Annotated in this window: 16 protein-coding genes and 1 tRNA gene; 8 read left to right on the top strand and 9 right to left on the bottom strand. The window is 76.1% G+C overall.

The genetic code is table 11. The features are described 5' to 3' along the window. Nucleotide 1: 1 nt before the first annotated feature. On the top strand, nucleotides 2–202 hold the full coding sequence (locus CLV35_RS18385; RefSeq protein ID WP_121194955.1) for a hypothetical protein: 201 nt from the start codon (nucleotides 2–4) through the stop codon (nucleotides 200–202). Nucleotides 203–209: 7 nt separating this feature from the next. On the opposite strand, the gene CLV35_RS18380 is transcribed toward CLV35_RS18385, so the two are convergent. Beyond that, on the bottom strand, nucleotides 210–545 hold the full coding sequence (locus CLV35_RS18380; RefSeq protein WP_231122036.1) for a DUF3817 domain-containing protein: 336 nt from the start codon (nucleotides 543–545) through the stop codon (nucleotides 210–212). Nucleotides 546–652: 107 nt separating this feature from the next. Here CLV35_RS18380 and CLV35_RS20885 point away from each other — a divergent pair, with 107 nt between their 5' ends. Next, nucleotides 653–3061 carry a hypothetical protein gene (locus CLV35_RS20885; protein WP_121194954.1) on the top strand — a complete coding sequence of 803 codons (2409 nt, stop codon included), beginning with the start codon at nucleotides 653–655 and terminating at the stop codon, nucleotides 3059–3061. Here the strand turns inward: CLV35_RS20885 and CLV35_RS18370 are convergent. The 7 genes from CLV35_RS18370 to CLV35_RS20880 all read right to left on the bottom strand — a co-directional run bounded on the left by CLV35_RS18370 (nucleotide 3053) and on the right by CLV35_RS20880 (nucleotide 8988). After that, a tRNA-Ala gene (locus CLV35_RS18370) sits at nucleotides 3053–3125 on the bottom strand. The two genes, CLV35_RS20885 and CLV35_RS18370, sit on opposite strands and share 9 nt — an antisense overlap. 59 nt (nucleotides 3126–3184) lie before the next feature. Continuing rightward, nucleotides 3185–4159 carry a gephyrin-like molybdotransferase receptor GlpR gene (locus CLV35_RS18365; RefSeq protein ID WP_121194953.1) on the bottom strand — a complete coding sequence of 325 codons (975 nt, stop codon included), beginning with the start codon at nucleotides 4157–4159 and terminating at the stop codon, nucleotides 3185–3187. 105 nt (nucleotides 4160–4264) lie between these two features. Then, nucleotides 4265–4870 (bottom strand): GNAT family N-acetyltransferase, encoded by a 606-nt coding sequence (locus tag CLV35_RS18360; RefSeq protein ID WP_121194952.1) that lies wholly within the window; start codon nucleotides 4868–4870, stop codon nucleotides 4265–4267. After that, nucleotides 4867–5370: a MogA/MoaB family molybdenum cofactor biosynthesis protein gene (locus CLV35_RS18355; RefSeq protein ID WP_121194951.1), complete on the bottom strand. Its 504-nt coding sequence runs from the start codon at nucleotides 5368–5370 to the stop codon at nucleotides 4867–4869. The genes CLV35_RS18360 and CLV35_RS18355 overlap by 4 nt, the downstream gene beginning before the upstream one ends. Further along, the gene (moaC, locus tag CLV35_RS18350; protein WP_121194950.1) at nucleotides 5367–5846 is read right to left on the bottom strand and encodes a cyclic pyranopterin monophosphate synthase MoaC; all 480 of its coding nucleotides are present in this window, start codon (nucleotides 5844–5846) and stop codon (nucleotides 5367–5369) included. Before moaC ends, CLV35_RS18355 begins: the two co-directional genes overlap by 4 nt. Beyond that, complete coding sequence (gene glp / locus CLV35_RS18345) at nucleotides 5843–7069, bottom strand: molybdotransferase-like divisome protein Glp (protein ID WP_121194949.1); 1227 nt, start codon at nucleotides 7067–7069, stop codon at nucleotides 5843–5845. The genes moaC and glp overlap by 4 nt, the downstream gene beginning before the upstream one ends. After that, nucleotides 7066–8988 carry a GGDEF domain-containing protein gene (locus CLV35_RS20880; protein ID WP_121194948.1) on the bottom strand — a complete coding sequence of 641 codons (1923 nt, stop codon included), beginning with the start codon at nucleotides 8986–8988 and terminating at the stop codon, nucleotides 7066–7068. The genes glp and CLV35_RS20880 overlap by 4 nt, the downstream gene beginning before the upstream one ends. 84 nt (nucleotides 8989–9072) lie before the next feature. Between CLV35_RS20880 and CLV35_RS18335 the strand changes: the two genes are divergently transcribed. Beyond that, complete coding sequence (locus CLV35_RS18335) at nucleotides 9073–9741, top strand: 5-formyltetrahydrofolate cyclo-ligase (RefSeq protein ID WP_231122035.1); 669 nt, start codon at nucleotides 9073–9075, stop codon at nucleotides 9739–9741. Beyond that, nucleotides 9738–11225: a potassium/proton antiporter gene (locus CLV35_RS18330; protein ID WP_121194947.1), complete on the top strand. Its 1488-nt coding sequence runs from the start codon at nucleotides 9738–9740 to the stop codon at nucleotides 11223–11225. Before CLV35_RS18335 ends, CLV35_RS18330 begins: the two co-directional genes overlap by 4 nt. A 7-nt stretch (nucleotides 11226–11232) precedes the next feature. Here the strand turns inward: CLV35_RS18330 and CLV35_RS18325 are convergent, their stop codons facing one another. After that, complete coding sequence (locus CLV35_RS18325; protein ID WP_121194946.1) at nucleotides 11233–11667, bottom strand: CBS domain-containing protein; 435 nt, start codon at nucleotides 11665–11667, stop codon at nucleotides 11233–11235. Between the two features lie 77 nt (nucleotides 11668–11744). On the opposite strand from CLV35_RS18325, the gene CLV35_RS20665 reads away from it, so the two are divergent. The 4 genes from CLV35_RS20665 (at nucleotide 11745) to CLV35_RS18305 (ending at nucleotide 17162) form a co-directional block, all read left to right on the top strand. Further along, nucleotides 11745–12998 (top strand): M23 family metallopeptidase, encoded by a 1254-nt coding sequence (locus CLV35_RS20665; protein WP_231122034.1) that lies wholly within the window; start codon nucleotides 11745–11747, stop codon nucleotides 12996–12998. 140 nt (nucleotides 12999–13138) lie between these two features. Next, entirely contained in the window at nucleotides 13139–13963 is an 825-nt protein-coding gene (locus tag CLV35_RS18315; RefSeq protein WP_121194945.1) for an endonuclease/exonuclease/phosphatase family protein, read from the top strand. Between the two features lie 14 nt (nucleotides 13964–13977). Then, entirely contained in the window at nucleotides 13978–16254 is a 2277-nt protein-coding gene (locus CLV35_RS18310) for a HelD family protein (RefSeq protein WP_121194944.1), read from the top strand. Continuing rightward, on the top strand, nucleotides 16251–17162 hold the full coding sequence (locus tag CLV35_RS18305) for a ribonuclease Z (protein WP_121194943.1): 912 nt from the start codon (nucleotides 16251–16253) through the stop codon (nucleotides 17160–17162). Before CLV35_RS18310 ends, CLV35_RS18305 begins: the two co-directional genes overlap by 4 nt. Nucleotides 17163–17176 lie beyond the last annotated feature (14 nt).

Here is a 17176-nt window from a genome sequence, read left to right as displayed (position 1 = left end):
CATGGACGGATCGCGGCTCACCTTCGGCCTGGTGCTCTTCGCCATCGGAGCCGTCGTGCTCGCCGTCGACCTGGCCCGGCTGCGGCAGCGCTCCCCGGCGGAGCGGGACGCCGACCCTCGCGGGCAGCGCACGGTGCTGAGGCGCATCGCGACGCCGCTGCTCGCGGTCGGGCTCGGCTGGGTCGTCGTCGCGCTGCTCTGAGCGACCGCTAGCGCGAGAGACGGCCGTTGCGCGCGGCCCAGCGCTCGAACACCAGCGTCCCGAAGGGCGGGATGCTGGCGAGCAGGCCGACCACCGTCACGCCGGCGGACCACCGGTGGGCGCGGGCGACCAGCAGGGTCGACACCACGTAGGCGATGAAGAACGCGCCGTGGATCGGCCCGAAGACCTGCACGCCCACCTGGTTCTTCACCACGACGTACTTGAAGAACATGCCGATCAGCAGCGCCGCCCAGGAGCACGCCTCCGCGACCGCGGCGATGCGGAAGCGGCCGTCGGCGGTGCGCAGGGTGATCGGCGCAGCGTCGGTGGTGGCAGAGCTCACAGCAGTACTCCTCGCAGGTCAACGGGTGTGCCTCCAGCCTACGGGCGTCGCCGGTTCCTGCCCCTCCGGCTCTGGACAGCGCGCTCCCGCCGCCGGACATTGACGGCATGGACCTGGAGCAGCCGGGCATCGGGCTCGGCCACGCCTTCGGCTACTCCGGCGCCGACCTGACCGGCGTCTGGGCAGCGCACGGCAGGGGCGAGGTGTCCTCGCTGTGCCGGCCGCCTGGCGCGCCGCTGCCCGTGCTGGAGATCCGCGTCCACGGCGTCGGCGGGGCGAGCGCCGAGACCAACCTCGAGACCCCGTCGACGCTGCAGGTGGCCGGCGACTCGAGCGCCGGGTTCTACCGGTCGTGGTACCCGGGCTCGCGGGCGCCGGCGCGCACGATGGAGCACGAGACCTACTGCTGGGGGAAGCTCGACTACGCGGGCTGGGTCACCGCGCTGTGGGGGCTCCTCCTGCCCTTCGCGCTGGTCAACCTGGCGCACTGGATGCTGCTCCGGGTCGACCGCAGCTGGGAGTCGCGGACCGCCCGCGCGGCCCTGCGCCTGCTGGCCCTCGCCCTCACCGCGTCGTTCGTGGCGACGCTCGGCTACGTGCTCGTCGACCTGGTGGCCTGGCAGGCGGCGGCGAAGACGCCGCCGGTGCTGCCCCACGCGATCGGCTTGCTCGCCGAGGTCCGGCGCAGCGTGCTGGTGGCGGCGGCGCTCGCCGCGGTGCTGCTCGCGGTCGGCGTGCTGTGGGAGCTGGGCCGGCGCACGAACCGCAACTACGAGCGGTGGGACGGCTCCACGGGCGCCGACGGCCCGCCGGGGTGGCGCCTCGCGCAGCCGCGCTTCTGGGACGGCGAGCAGACCCTCGTGCGCCAGCGCTGCCTCCACGTCTGCGTCGGCACCTCGGTCGTCACCGCGTACGCCGGGCTGCCGCACTCCTCGTGGGGCGCCTTCCGCACCACCGCGTGGGCGCTCGCCAGTGCGTACGCCGCGGTCGCCGTCGTGCTCAGCGTCCTGAGCGGCGCCGACCGGACGGCGCAGATCGAGGGCTGGTCGCAGGCGCTGCCGCTGTCGGCGTACCGGGCGCTCGCCGCGTCGTCGACGGTGGTCGCCGGAGTCGCGGTCGTGGTGCTGGCCTGCTCCCCCTCCCGCAGCGACGGCCAGCCGATGCGCGGCGACCGGATGATGCAGGACCTGCTGGTGCTGGTGGAGGTCGGGCTGGTGTGCGTCGTCGCGCTCGCCGGGTGCGTGCGTCGGCAGTGGCGCCACCAGGAGGGGATGCTCGCGGGGTTCGCCGCGCCGGTGGTGGCCCTGCTCGCCGTGATGGTGGCCAGCATCTTCTCGGCCACGCTGCTGCTGCTGACGAGCAACGTGCTGGGCAAGCCGAAGGACGCGGGTCAGACCACGCACGACCAGTTGGGCCTGCCCTACACGGTCTTCGCCTCGGGCGTCGCGTTCCTGGCGGTCGCCGTCGTCGCCGTGCTCGTCCTCGCCGTGCTGCCGCTCGGTCTGCGCCTGTTGCGCTCGGGACCTGTAGCGGCCGAGATCGTGGCCGACTACGACCCGACGCCGGCGCACTCGGTCAGCCGCCGCGCCGTCGCGAAGGTCTGGGCGCGGGCGCGGCTCACCGACTACCTGCCCTACGCGCTGGCCACCTTCACCGTCGTCGCCTGCGTGGCCTTCGTCGCCGACCTCTGGCTGGTGCACTACGACGTCGTGCCGGCCCGGCGCGAGCGCGACCTCGGCTCGCTGGGCCAGTTCGGGGCGCTGGCAGCTGCTGCGGTGACCGCCGCGTTCGTCAACCAGGTGCGCCGCGCGCTGGTCGACACCGCGGCGCGCAAGAAGGTGAGCCTCGTCTGGGACGTCATCACGTTCTGGCCGCGCGCGGTCCACCCGCTGGCGCCGCCGAGCTACGCCGAGCGATCGGTGCCGGAGCTCGTGACCCGGATCCGCCGCATCGTGGGAGCTGCGGAGCTGGTCCCACGCGACCCGGCCGTCGGCCAGCAGGACACCGAGCGTGGGCGGTGCGGCGCACCCGAGGCGCTGCCCGACCCGCTTCAGGTCGAGCCGCACGTGGCGGTCCTGCTCACCGGCTACAGCCAGGGCTCGCCCATCTCGGTGGCGGTCATGGCCCAGCTGCCAGCCGCAGTGCGCGCGCACACCGCGCTGCTGACGCTCGCCGCACCGGTCAGCCGGCTCTACGGCCGGGCGTTCCCGGCCTGGTTCGGCCAGGACCAGCTGCGCCTGCTGCGCGACGCGCTGACCGAGGACGGCGTGGGGCGCTGGACCAACCTGGCCCGGCGCAGCGACTACATCGGCGGCCTGGCCCTGACGCCGGGCACCGAGCCGGCGGTGGACGCCTGGGTGCACGACCCGCCGGTGCTCTGGACCGACGCCTCGCCGGTCGCAGTGCCGGTGCACGCGCACTCGGACTGGTTCAGCGACCCGCAGACCTACGCGTACGCCGACCGGCTGGCGGAGGTGCTGCGCGCTCGCGCGGCGAGCACGTCTGGGTGGAGCTGAGGGGACTCGAACCCCTGACCCCCTCGTTGCGAACGAGGTGCGCTACCAGCTGCGCTACAGCCCCAAGAACGTCGGCAAGCATAGCCGACCCGGTGGGACCGGCTGCGACGTGCTCCCCACGACCTACTCCCCGACGACGCGGCGGCGCTCGAGGATGGCTCCCAGCTCGTCGTCGAGCGCCTCGTCGGCCTCGTCGACCGGAGCGGGCGCGGGAGCCGGCGAGCCCACGGGCAGCGGGGACTCGTCGTCGCGGGCCGGGTCGCCCCAGAAGGCGGCGACGTCGGCGTCGGGCAGGCGCGGCGCGGCCGACTTGGCGACGTAGGTGGGCAGCGGCACCTCCCGCGGGTCCCAGCCGTCGTCGAGCATCTCGTCGAGGGTCGCCTCGTCGACGGCCTCCGGCACCGGGATGCCGGCGGCGCGGGCGCGGCGCACCCGGTCGGTGGACGAGCGGCGTGCGGCGCGGGCCGCCGTGCGCTGCTCCACCGCGGCGCGGCGGCGGGCCGCCTCGGAGCTGACGCGGGCCTGGGCCCGCAGGTGGACGACGTAGCCGACCAGCGCGAGCAGTGCGAGGACGGGCAGCCAGACCGGAGCGGGGCCGAGCAGCCAGGCGACGGTGACGACCAGGAGCAGCGCGGCCAGGCCCACGAGCGTGCGCCGGCGGCGCACGACCAGGCTGACGGGCGCGGTCGAGCGCGGCGCGCGGGGGCGCAGCCGGCCGAGGGCGGCGACGACGGGAGCGAGCGGCGCGGAGCGGCGGGCGGGCCGGGGCTGGGATGTCACGCGGGTGGACCTTCCGGCTGTGGGGGCGGTCGTCGTGGCGGTGCGCACCGTGCGCAGCGGCACGATCGGCCGCCGCTCGCGCGAGGGACCCGTGACGTGGACGTCGGCGACCCGCGGGCGGGCCGGCATGACGACGGCGCGCCGACCCGGCGCGGCGGGGCCCGAGGTGGCCGGCCCGCGGCGCGAGAGCACGCGCATCGCCGAGGAGAACCGCTCGACCGAGCGGGCCTCGTTGCGCTCGTCGTGACGTCGCAGCCACATGGGGACCAGGACAGCCGCCCAGGCGGCGACGATTGTCCCGAAGATCAGGCCGGTCACGTGCCCACGCTAGGGCGCTGACCAGCGGCGTCGCCGCATCCGAGGGACGCCCGGCGTGTCGCACCAGTCACAGCCGTCACAACCGCACCGCGACGGGGCGGACGCTCAGCCGGAGGACTGCCGGACCGCGCGCCACCGCGAGCGCAGACCACCCGGGACCTCCTCGCGCAGCAGCGCGAAGGAGCGGTGGTCGCGCCAGTCGCCGTCGATGTGGAGCAGCCGCCGGCGCACCCCCTCGTCGCGGAAGCCGAGCTTCTCGACGACCCGCAGCGACGCAGCGTTCTCGGGCCGGATGTTGATCTCGACGCGGTGCAGGCCGACCGGGCCGAAGCAGTGGTCGACGACCATGGCCACCGCGGTCGGGATGATGCCGCGGCCGGCCATCGCCGAGTCGACCCAGTAGCCGACCTGCGCCGAGCACAGCGACCCGCGGGTGATGCCGCTGACGGTGACCTGACCGACGAGGACGCCGTCGTAGGTCACGACGAAGGGCAGCGCCCGCCCGGCCCGCGCCTCGGCCCGCAGGAAGCGCACCGTCGCGGCGAAGGAGATCGGCGGCGAGCCCGGGTCGGGCGCCGTCGCCTCCCACGGCACCAGCCAGCGCGCGTTGCGGCTGCGCAGCTCGCGCCACGCCTCGGCGTCGCGGCGGCGCAGCGGCCGCAGTCCGACGGGGCCCTCGTCGAGCTCCGCGGGCCAGCCGGGCGCTGTCACGACCCCTCGCCGGCGGGCTGGGGGTGGTCGCCGCCTCGCTGCTGGGAGACGGCGTGGACGAGCACGGGCCCGAGCACGGCGAGGGCGTCGCGGCAGGCGCCGGGCGAGCCCGCGACGTTGACCACGAGGGTGGTGCCGGCCTGGCCGGCCAGCCCGCGCGAGAGCATGGCGGTCGGCACCCCGCGGCGGAGGCCGTCGGCGCGCAGCGCCTCCTCGATGCCCGGCACCCGGCGCTCGACCACCGCGGCGGTCGCCTCCGGCGTGCGGTCGGTGGGCGAGAGGCCGGTGCCGCCCGTCGTCAGCACCACGTCGTAGCCGTGCTCGACCGCCGCGCGCAGCGCGCGCTCGACCGGGAGACCGTCGTGCACGACCTGCGGCCCGTCGACGGCGAAGCCGAGCTCGGCCAGGCCCTCCACCAGCACCGGGCCGCCGCGGTCGGAGTAGACGCCGTCGGCCGCGCGGTTGGAGGCGACGACGACCAGGGCACGCGGCGCGCTCACGTGCGGCTCCAGTCGCCCGAGGCGCCACCGGTCTTGCTCTCGACGCGCACGTCGGTCAGCACGCTGCCCTTCTCCACGCCCTTGACCATGTCGACGAGCGTCAGCCCGGCCACGGTCACCGCCGTCAGGGCCTCCATCTCGACGCCGGTGCGCTCCGCCGTGCGCACGGTGGCCACGATCGACACGCCGTCGTCGCGCACGTCGAGCTCCACCTCGACCGCGTGGATCGGCAGCGGGTGGCACAGCGGGATGAGCTCGGCGGTGCGCTTGGCCCCTGAGATGCCCGCGATGCGTGCGACCGCGAGCGCGTCACCCTTGGGGACGCCCTCGCCGCGCAGGAGCCCGATCACCGTGGGACCGAGGCGCAGGAAGCCGCTCGCCACAGCCGTACGGGTGGTGACCGCCTTGCCCGACACGTCCACCATGCGCGCCGCTCCGCGCTCGTCGACGTGCGTGAGCCGCGGCTGCGCGCTCACGAGGTCCGCCGCTCGAGCACCATGACCGGCACCTGCTCGCCGGCGGCGACGTGGGTGACATCCTCGCCGACGACCAGCAGGCAGTTGGCCTTCGCGAGCGAGGCGACCAGGTGGGAGCCGGGGCCGCCGGGCGACGGCTCGACCACGAGGCGGCCGTCGCGCTCGGTCAGTGAGCCGCGCAGGAACTGGCGCACACCGGCGCGGGAGTCGAGCGCCTCGGTGCACTCGGCCGAGACCATCGGCCGGTGCAGGGGCTCGACGCCGAGCATGCGGCGGATCGCCGGGCGCACGAACACCTCGAACGACACGAAGGCGCTGACCGGGTTGCCGGGGAGCGTGAAGATCGGCGTGGCGTCGGGGCCGACGGTGCCGAAGCCCTGCGGCTTGCCGGGCTGCATGGCGACCGGCCCGAACTCGACGGTGCCCAGCCGGCTGAGCACCTCCTTGACCACGTCGTAGGCACCGGCGCTCACGCCGCCGGTGGTGACGACGAGGTCGGCGCGCACCAGCTGGTCCTCGATGGTGTCGAGCAGGACGCGCGGGTCGTCGGGGACGATCCCGACCCGGAAGACCACGGCGCCGGCCTCGCGGGCCGCCGCGGTGAGGCCCGGGCCGTTGGCGTCGGGGATCTGCCCGTGCCCGGGCACGGCGCCGGCCTCGACCAGCTCGCTGCCGGTCGACACCATCACGACGCGCGGGCGCGGGCGCACGAGGGCGCGCGACCGGCCGACCGCGGCCAGCAGTGCGACGTGGGCGGGACCGAGGCGGGTGCCCGCGGTCAGGACGACGTCACCGGCGCGTACGTCGCCGCCGCGCAGGCGCACGTGCTGGCCTGCGGCGGGCGCCTGCCGGACCTCGACGGTCTCGGTGCCGCGGTCGGTCCACTCGACCGGCACGACGGAGTCGGCCCCCTCGGGGACCGGCGCGCCGGTCATGATGCGTACGCACTGGCCCGGCTGCACGCGGTAGCTCACCTGGGAGCCGGCGGGGACGTCGCCGACGACCGGCAGTCGCACCGGGTGCTCGGCGCTCGCGGTGGCGACGTCGGCGCGGCGCACCGCGTAGCCGTCCATGCCCGAGTTGTCCCAGGCCGGCAGGTCGGTGGGCGCCGCGACGTCCTCGGCGAGGACGCAGCCGTGCGCCTCGAGCAGCTGGAGGTCGAGCGGCGGGAGGGGCTCGACGAGGTCGAGGATGTCTGCGAGGTGGGCGTCGACGGTCTTCACGATGGGTCCCACCCTGCCACCGAACCGGCGCCCACGACGACCCGGTCGCGACCGGCCCGCTTGGCGGCGTAGAGGGCCGCGTCGGCGCTGCGCAGCAGCGTGGCCGGCGACCCGCCGTGCTCGGGGAACGCGGCGATGCCGATCGAGACCGTGACCGGTATGCCCGGTCCGCCCTCGGGCCCGGGGAAGGGCAGCTCGCGGATCGCCTCGCGGACGCGCTCCCCGAGCTGCACGGCGCCGTCGAGCAGCGTCTCGGGCAGGACGAGGACGAACTCCTCCCCGCCGTAGCGCGCCAGGACGTCGACGTCGCGCGTCTTCTCGCCTACACGCGCCGCGAACTCGCGCAGCACCGCGTCGCCGGTGGCGTGGCCGTGGGTGTCGTTGATCGCCTTGAAGCGGTCGATGTCGAGCATCAGCACCGCGAGCGAGCGGTCGAAGCGCGTGGCGCGCTCGATCTCGCGGGCCAGGCTCATCGAGAGGTAGCGGAAGTTCCAGAGCCCGGTGAGCGGGTCGGTGATGGCCAGCCGCTCGGTCTCCCGGTGCAGCAGCACGTTGTCGACGGCGATGCCGGCCTGCGACGCGAGCCCGCGGATCTCCTCCTCCTCGGCCGGGCCGAAGCCGGATCCGTCGAGGTGGTCGAGCAGCACCAGGACGCCGGTCACCCGGCCGCCGCCGCGCAGCGGCACGGCCAGGACCTCGCAGCCCGCCGGGTCGTCCGGGCCGGGCGTGATCTCGCCGGGTGACGTGCCGAGGCGGCCGCGCACGGGAGCGCCGCCGCTGGCCACCCGGCCGAGAACGCCGTGGCCCGGCAACAGGCGCCGGGCCACGGGGGCGTCGAGGTCCTCGATGCCCTGCGCGGCGACCAGCGTGAGCGCACCGGCCGACTCGGCGACGTAGGCGACGCCCGCCTTCGCCTCGACGGCGGCGACCGCCGACTCGAGCACCACCTGCACGAGCCCGTCGAGGTCGTGGGTCGAGCCGAGGGCGTCACCGAGCCGCTCGAGGTTGTCGCGCAGCTCGTCGCGGCTGCGCTGGAGCTGGCCGAGGTACTGCCTCATCTCCGCCGTCATGAGGCTCAGGGAGCGACCGAGCCGGCCGACCTCGTCGTCGGAGGCGGTGGGCAGGGTGGCGTCGAGGTCGCCCGCGACGACCCGTTCGGAGGCCTCGGTGAGGTCGAGCAGCGGCTTGACGAGCAGCGTGATCGCGAGGCGGACCAGCGCGGCGACCAGCGCACCGGCGACGAGCAGCGCGAGCAGGGTGGCGAGGACGAGTCCGCGCTCCCCGGGCGCCGGCTGGGCGACCGCGACGACGAGCCGGGAGCCCGGCTCGACGGCCCGGGAGGTGACGACCTCGCCGTCGACCCGGCGCGGGGCGCCGGCGCCCAGCGAGCTGGCGACCGGCCGGCCGTCGGCGAGCACCGTCACGGTGGCCGTGCTGTCGACGTCGCGCAGCGCCTGCTGCAGCCACGCCCCGTCGACCGAGGCGACCACCACCGCGCGCCCGACCTCGTCGACCGGCGTCACGCCGACCAGCAGCGGGGCGTCCAGGTGCACCTCGCAGGAGCGCACGGTGCGCGGGTCGGCGGGGCGGCGCACCCCACCGTCGTGGACCTCGCCGGCCGCGGTGACGACCGCGGCGTAGGAGACCTCGCCGGTGCGGGCACGCGCTACGGCGGCGTCGACGCCACGGCCCGCGGGCCGCAGTTGGGCCTCGGCGGCGAGCTGCGCGCTGAGCGCGCCGAGCCGCTGGCACTCGAGCTGCAGGCTGCTGCCGACCGCCCGGGCCGTCACGTCGCCCGTGGCGGCGACGCGCGCGTCGCGCTCGGCGCTGACCGTGCGGACGATGACCACACCGGCGACGACGAGGGGGACGAGCACGACGGCGCTGAGCACCAGCCAGAGCCGGTAGCGCAAGCCCACGCCTGCGGTCTCCTCTCGTCAAGGCGCGCGGGCGGGCCGCACGCGCGATCGCACCCGCCGTGGGGGCTCGCCTACCCTTCGGGGATGCTGCCATCCCCGCCCCGCACGCCGCCTGCGCCCGGCGAGCCGGCGACGGTGGGCGGCACCAGCATGGGTGCTGCTGCAACGAATTCCAAGATCACCCTGCGCGACGCGCTGAGAACTGCCCGTCGCGAGCGGGCCGCCGGGTCCGCTGCGGCCGACGACGCCGCCCGCTGCGCCGCGCTCCTCGCCCTGCCGGAGTTGCGGGCGGCGGGGTGCGTGGCCGCGTACGCCGCGGTGCCTTCCGAGCCCGACCCGGCGGCCGCGGTGGCGGCGCTGAGGGAGCGCGGCGTACGCGTGCTGCTCCCCCGCCTGCTCCCCGACCTCGACCTCGACTGGGCGGAGTGGCACGGCGGCGCGCTCGTCGCCTCGCCGGTGCGCCCGCGCCTGCGCGAGCCGGCCGGCCGGGGCCTCGGCCGCGACGCGCTCGCGGACGCCGACGTGGTCGTCGTGCCGGCGCTGGCCGTCGCACCGGGCGGCGCACGGCTCGGCCAGGGCGGCGGGTCCTACGACCGCGCCTTGCTCCGCGCACGCCCCTCCGCGCTGCTCGTCGCCCTCGTCGGCGACGACGAGGTGGTCGAGGAGCTGCCCGCCGAGCCGCACGACGTACGCGTCGACCTCGCCGTCACCCCGACCCGCGTCGTGCGCCTGCGGCACTCCGGCCCGCCGTGACCGTCGCCCAGCTGGACGCGACGCTGCTCGTCGGCGCGCTGGTGCTCCTGCTCGCCATCGCCACCTCGCGGCTCTCGGCCGGCACCGGGCTGCCCTCGCTGCTCGTCTACGTCGCGCTGGGCATGGTGCTCGGCGAGGACGGGTTCGGCGTGCAGTTCGACGACCCGCTGCGCGCGGAGGTGCTGGGCTACGCGGCGCTCGTGATCATCCTGGCCGAGGGCGGGCTCACGACGCCCTGGCGGTCGGTGCGCAGCGCCGTGCCCATCGCGGCGGCGCTCGCCACCGTGGGCGTGGCGGTCTCGCTCACGGTGTCCGCGGCGGTCGCCATGCCGCTGCTCGACCTCGACTCGCGGCGCGCGCTGCTGCTCGGCGCCATCGTCGCCTCGACGGACGCGGCCGCGGTCTTCAGCGTGCTGCGCCAGGTGCCGCTGCCGCACCGGCTCGCCGGCGCGCTGGAGGCCGAGTCGGGGTTCAACGACGCCCCGGTCGTCATCCTCGTGGTCGCGCTCTCGGAGCACGCCCTCACCAGCCGTGACGTCTGGCACCTGCCCGTGCTGCTCGTCTACGAGCTGAGCGCCGGCGCCGCGGTCGGGCTGCTGGTGGGAGCAGCCGGCACCTGGGCGCTGCGCCGGGTGGCCCTGCCCCCGGCCGGTGTCTTCCCGCTGGCCGTGGTCGCGGTGTGCGTCGTCGCCTACTCCGGCGCCGCCCAGCTGCACGCCAGCGGCTTCCTCGCGGTCTACCTCGCCGGCCTCGTGCTCGGCAACGCCGGCCTGCCCCACCGACCCGCGACGCGCGGGTTCGTCGAGGGGCTGGGCTGGCTCGCCCAGATCGGGCTCTTCGTCATGCTCGGCCTGCTGGCCGACCCGTCGGAGCTGCCGGGGGTCGTGCTGCCCGCGCTGGGGCTCTCCGCCGTACTGCTGCTGCTGGCCCGTCCGCTCGGCGTGCTCGTGAGCGCTGCGCCGTTCCGGCTGCCGTGGCGCCAGCAGGCCTTCCTCTCGTGGGCGGGCCTGCGCGGCGGCGTGCCGATCGTGCTGGCGACCCTGCCGGTCGTGGAGCGCGTCGACGACGCGCCCCGGCTCTTCAACGTCGTGCTCGTCCTGGTCGTCGTCTGCACGCTGGTGCAGGCGCCGACGCTGCCGCTGGCCGCGCGCTGGCTGCGGCTCGCCGACCCCGTGGCCGCCCGCGAGATCGACGTCGAGGCCAGCCCGCTCGGCCGGCTCGGGGCCGACCTGCTCGAAGCGCGCGTACCTGCCGGCTCCCGGCTCGCCGGCATCGAGGTCTTCGAGCTGCGGCTGCCGCGCGGCGCCACGCTGACGCTCGTCGTGCGCGAGGGCGTCGCCCAGGTGCCCACGCCGCAGACCGTGCTGCGGGTGGGCGACGAGCTGCTCCTCGTCGTCACGCCCGACGCGCGCGAGCTCACCGAGCGCCGGCTGCGCGAGGTCTCGCGCAGCGGACGTCTCGCCCGTTGGCGGGTGTCGGGCTGAGCCAGGGTCAGCCCGAGGCGGAGATGTAGTCGCTGAGCGCAGCGCGCTCGCCCTCGAGCTCGACGATGCGGTGCTTCACGACGTCACCGATGCTCACGATGCCCTGCAGCGTGCCGTCGGCCACGACCGGGATGTGGCGGATGCGCTGGTCGGTCATCAGGCGCATCAGCGCGTCGATGTGCACGCCGAGCCCGACGGTGTGGACCTCCGGGGAGCAGATGCTGCTCACCTGCTGGTCCAGCACGCCGGGCCCCGACGCCGCGAGCGCGCGCACGACGTCGCGCTCGCTGACGATGCCCGCGATGGTGGTGCCGTCCGGCGAGAGCACGACGGCCCCGATGCGGTGCTCGGCGAGCAGGTCGAGCAGGGTGCGGACGTCGGCGTCGGGCGGGATCGTGACGGTGGCGCCGCCCTTGGCGCGCAAGATGTCGATGGCCCTCATGCCCCACACAGTGCGCCTCGCCGGCGGGCCCGGCAAGGGTCAAGCGGCGACCGCGCCGTGCCGATGTCGCAAGCACCATGGCCTCCACCCGCTCCGCCCGCCCGGGCCGGCACCGCGCGCCCGCAGTCGTACGCTCGCGCACCCTCGCGCTCGGCGCGCTGTTGGCAGCGGGCTCGGTGACGCTCGGCGTGGGCGCCTCGACGGCCGACCCGACGCCTTCGCCGACGCCGTCGGCGACCGCTGCACCCGCTCCCCAGGGCGACGAGGTCAGCGCCCGGCTGGCAGTGGCGACCGCGCGGCTGGCGCAGGTCGGCTCCGCGCTGGCGGCGGCCCGTGCGGCCGCGGCGGCCGCCCAGGAGCGCACGACCGCCGCCCAGGAGTCCTACGACCGCGCTGCCGCCTCGGCAGCCGACGCCCAGGTGGCCGTCACGCGCGCCGAGGACGCCAGCGAGCAGGCCGCGCGCGCGGCCGGCGCTGCCCGCGCGGCGCGCGGCCGGCTCGCGGGAGAGGCCTACCGCTCCGGCGGCCTGACCGGCCTGGGCGCGCTGGCCCGCATCCTCACCGCCGACGACCCGGCCGACGCCCGCGACCAGATCGTCGCCGTCAGCCGCGCCACCCGCTCGCAGACGCTCACCCTCGCCCGCGCCGACGCGCGGGCCGACGCTGCTGCCGCCCGGCTCGCCAGCACCGGCGACGCCGCCCGACGGCTCGGGCTCGCCCGCGAGGACGCGGCGCAGACGCTGCAGGAGCTGCAGGCGACCCAGGCCGCCCAGGAGCAGGCGGCCGCCTCGCTCGCCGCTGCAGTCGCGGCCCAGGCGCAGGCCCTCGCCGAGGCACGGGCTGCGAGCTCGGAGGATGCGGCGCTCGCCGCCGCGCAGGCGGCGGAGGGAACGCGTACGCAGTCCGCCGTCGGCGACCTCGGCGAGGTACGCGCCGGGCCGGGCTCCCTGCTGCGGCCCGCCGACGGGCCGGTGACCTCGCCGTTCGGGATGCGGGTGCACCCGGTGACCGGCGCCTACAAGCTGCACACGGGCACCGACTTCGGCGTCCCGTGCGGCACCCCTGTGCACGCCGCCGCCGACGGGATCGTGCACTCGAGCGCCTGGAACACCGCCTACGGCAACCGGGTCGTGGTCACGCACGCGGCCCTCGGCCTGGCGACGACCTACAACCACCTGACCCAGTCGCTGGTGGCTCCCGGTGAGCAGGTGACCCGGGGCGAGGTGATCGGCATCTCCGGCACCACCGGCTACTCCACGGGGTGCCACCTGCACGTCGAGGTCATCGCGCACGGGCAGTACGTCGACCCCGCGCCGTTCCTCGCCCCCTGACGCCCGCCCCGGAGCCCTGCCCCGGCAAGCCTGCGTGATCTGACCCCGCTCTGGCGGGTGCAGATCACGCACGCCTCCCCGCGTCCCGACGGCACGACGAGCGTGCGTGCGCTGGCGGGGGACGTGGGTAAGGGCGGCACGTGCGCATCGCGACCTTCAACCTGCTCTCCGGCCGGGCCATGGGCTCCGAGGCGGCCGACCCCGACGTCCTGCGCGCCGCCGTGCAGCAGATCGACGCCGACGTCCTGGCCCTCCAGGAGGTCGACCGGCACCAGGTCCGCTCGGGCGGCATCGACCAGACCGCGCTCGTGGCCGAGGCCATGCGCGCCGAGCACTGGCGCTTCGTGCCCGCGCTGGTCGGCACGCCGGGCGAGACCTGGCGCGCGGCCGGCCCGCAGGACGAGGAGAGCGACGAGGGCGGCTCGCACCAGCCGGCGGCCTACGGCATCGCCATCGCCTCACGGCTGCCGGTGGTCCGCTGGCGGGTCGTCCACCTGCGCCCCGTTCCCGTGGTCACGCCGATGCTGCTGCGCAACGACGCCGGGCGCCGCCGGCTGGTGATGGTGCGCGACGAGCCGCGGGCGGCGGTGGTCGCCGTCATCGAGGGGCCCGACGGCCCGTTCACCGTCGCCAACACCCACCTCTCGTTCATCCCGGGCTGGAACGCCGCGCAGCTGCGCCGCCTGGTCGCCGCGCTCGCCGACGAGCCGCGCCCGCACTTCCTGGTCGGCGACCTCAACATGCCGGGGAAGCTGCCGCGCGACCTGTGCCGCGACTGGACCATGCTCGCCACCGAGAAGACCTGGCCCACGCACGTGCCCCGGGCGCAGCTCGACCACGTGCTCGGCCGCGGCGACGTGCCGGAGGTGCGCGACGCGTACGCCCTCGAGCTCCCGCTCTCCGACCACCGCGCGCTCGTGGTCGACCTGGCGAACGACCGGGCGGAGTCCCCCGTCGGCGGTTGAGGCAGGATGGACGCGTGGCGGCCGAGACACCTGCGCAGCCGGCCGGCTCCGAGCTCGCGCGCGAGCAGGCCTACGTCGCCGGCCTCTACGCCCGGCTCGACGAGCTGAGGGAGCGCACCGCGCGGGCGCTCGACGACGTACGCCGCCAGGACACCTCCGGCACCCACCAGAACCGCTCGGAGCGCGACGCCTTCGCCTCCCTGCACACCGACCGGCTGGCGCAGCTGTGGGCGGTCGAGAACGGCCTGTGCTTCGGCCGCCTCGACCGGGTGGAGGGCGACCGGCTCTACGTCGGCCGGCTCGGGCTCTCGGACGACGCGCTCGACCAGCTGCAGGTCGACTGGCGCACGCCGGCCGCACAGGCGTTCTACCGCGCGACGGCCGCCAACCCCGAGGGCGTCGTGCGACGCCGGCACATCTCCACCCGCGGGCGCTCGGTCACCGGCGTCGACGACGAGGTGCTCGACCTCGACTCCCTCAGCGACGAGGACCGCGAGACCCTCAACGGCGAGGCGGCCCTGCTGGCAGCGCTCTCGGCGAGTCGCACCGGGCGCATGGGCGACATCGTCGCGACGATCCAGGCCGAGCAGGACCGCATCATCCGCGACGAGCTCGACGGCGTGCTGGTCGTGCAGGGCGGCCCCGGCACCGGCAAGACCGCCGTGGCGCTGCACCGCGCGGCCTACCTGCTCTACACCTACCGCGACCGGCTGGCCCGCCGCGGCGTGCTCGTGGTCGGCCCGAGCCCGGCGTTCGTCCGCTACATCGAGCAGGTGCTGCCCTCGCTCGGCGAGACCGATGTGCTGCTGAGCTCGGTCGGCGAGCTCTACCCGGGCGTCACCGCAGTCGCCGACGAGGCTCCCGAGGTCGCCGAGCTCAAGGGCGACCTGCGCATGGTCGAGCTGGTCGCCGCAGCGGTGCGCGAGCGGCAGCGGCTCCCCCGCGGCAAGGCGCTCGAGCTGGTCGTCGACCGTGACACGCTGCGCCTCGACCGCCAGGTCGTCGACCGCGCCCGGCAGAAGGCGCGCCGCTCGCGCCGGCCGCACAACGCCGCCCGCAAGGTCTTCGTCCGCGAGGTCGTCAACGAGCTGACCCGCCAGGTGGTGGCCGCCCACGGCTCGCGCGCGCTCGACGCCGAGGACGTCGCGGAGATCCGGGCCGAGCTGCGCGCCGAGCCGGCGGTGCGCGACGCGGTCGACCAGCTGTGGCCGCACCTGACGCCCGAGCGGCTGCTCGGCGAGCTGTTCGCCTCGCCCGAGGCGCTCGCCCGCGCCGGTCGCGACCTGCCCGAGGCCGAGCGCAAGCTGCTGCACCGTCCGCTCGTGCCGACGCCCCGCCGCGGGCCCGGGCCGTGGACGCCGGCCGACGTGCCGCTGCTCGACGAGGCGGCCGAGCTGCTCGGCAGCGACACCGACCCCGACGAGGAGGAGGCGCTGCGCGCGGAGCAGGAGCGCCGGGAGCGCGCCTACGCCGAGGAGGTGCTCGGCGTGCTGGGCCTCGAGGGCATGGTCTCGGCCGAGCAGCTCGCCGGCCGCTACGCCCAGGCGCAGGACTACCTCACCACCGCCGAGCGCGCCGCCGGCGACCGCGAGTGGGCCTTCGGCCACGTCGTCGTCGACGAGGCGCAGGAGCTCTCGCCGATGGCCTGGCGCGTGGTCATGCGCCGCTGCCCGACCAAGTCGATGACCCTGGTCGGCGACGTCGCGCAGACCGCCGCACTGGCGGGCGCCCACTCGTGGGGCGCGGTGCTCGCGCCGCACGTGCAGGACCGCTGGCGCCTGGCCGAGCTGACCGTCAACTACCGCACCCCGCTCGAGGTCATGGACGTCGCCAACGCGGTGCTCACCGAGCTCGACGCCGACGTGACGCCGGCCCGGGCGGTCCGCGAGTCGGGGATCGAGCCGTGGGCTCGGCAGGCGGGCGACGTCGTGGCAGCCGTCGCCCAGGCCGCCGCCGAGGAGCGGGCGGCCGTCGGCGACGGCAAGGTCGCCGTGCTGGCGCCGCGCTCGCTCCTGGACGCGATCGGTACGGCCGTCGTCGCCGCCGTCCCCGACGCCTCGGTCGGCGGCGGGCTGACCGCCCTCGACGCGCCCGTGACCGTGCTGTCCGTGCAGCAGTCGAAGGGCCTCGAGTTCGACAGCGTGCTGGTCGTGGAGCCGCAGGCGCTGCTCGAGGAGACGCCGCGCGGGCTCAACGACCTCTACGTCGCGCTGACCCGCACCACCCGGCGGCTCGGCGTGCTGCACTCGCGCGCGCTGCCGCCTGTGCTGCGCGGTCTCGCCGGTCGGTGAGCGGCCGGGAGCTCGTCGTCCTCGGCACTGCGTCGCAGGTGCCGACGCGCACGCGCAACCACAACGGCTACCTCCTGCGGTGGGACTCCACCGGCATCCTGTTCGACCCCGGTGAGGGCACCCAGCGACAGCTGACCCACGCCGGCGTCCCGGCCTCCGCGGTCGACGTCATCTGCATCACCCACGCCCACGGCGACCACTGCCTCGGCCTGCCTGGCGTCGTGCAGCGCCGGGTGCTCGATGGCGCCCGCACCCCGGTCCACCTCTACTACCCGGCGGCCGCGTCGACGATGGTCGACGCGCTGCTCGTCGCGTCCGGGCCGGCGGCCGCCAGCGTGGTCCGCCACCCCGTCGAGGGCGGCGGGCTCGTGCACGACGCGGGCACCTGGCGGTTGTCGTGCGCGGAACTGGACCACCGCGTACCAGCGCTGGGGTGGCGGGTCGACGAGCCCGACGGACGCCGGGTGCTGCCCGAGCGGGCAGCGGCACTGGGCGTACGCGGTCCCGCCGTCGGCGCGCTGCTGGCCGCCGGCTCGCTCGAGGTCGAGGGCCGGCGGGTCACAGTCGACGAGGTGACGGTGCCGCGGCCGGGGCAGTCGTTCGCGTTAGTGATGGACACCCGGCCCTGCCCCGGCGCTGTCGAGGTGGCGCGTGGCGCGACCGTGCTGGTCTGCGAGTCGACGTTCCTCGAGGCCGACGCCGAGCTCGCGCAGGCCTACGCGCACTGCACAGCGGCCCAGGCGGCCGGCATCGCGCGCGACGCAGGAGCCGAGCAGCTGCTCCTCACCCACTTCTCACAGCGCTACGGCGACGACGTCGAGGGCTTCGCCGAGGAGGCGCGGCCAGTGTTCGGTCGGGTGCAGGCGCTGCGCGACCTCGAGCGCATGACCTTCCCGCGGCGGCGCTGAGCCAGCTCCACCCC

Source organism: Motilibacter peucedani (assembly GCF_003634695.1).
GTDB classification, from domain to species: Bacteria; Actinomycetota; Actinomycetes; order Motilibacterales; family Motilibacteraceae; genus Motilibacter; species Motilibacter peucedani.
The sequence above is the reverse complement of the archived record's forward strand: the minus strand, read 5'-3'. Positions and strand labels throughout refer to the sequence as shown.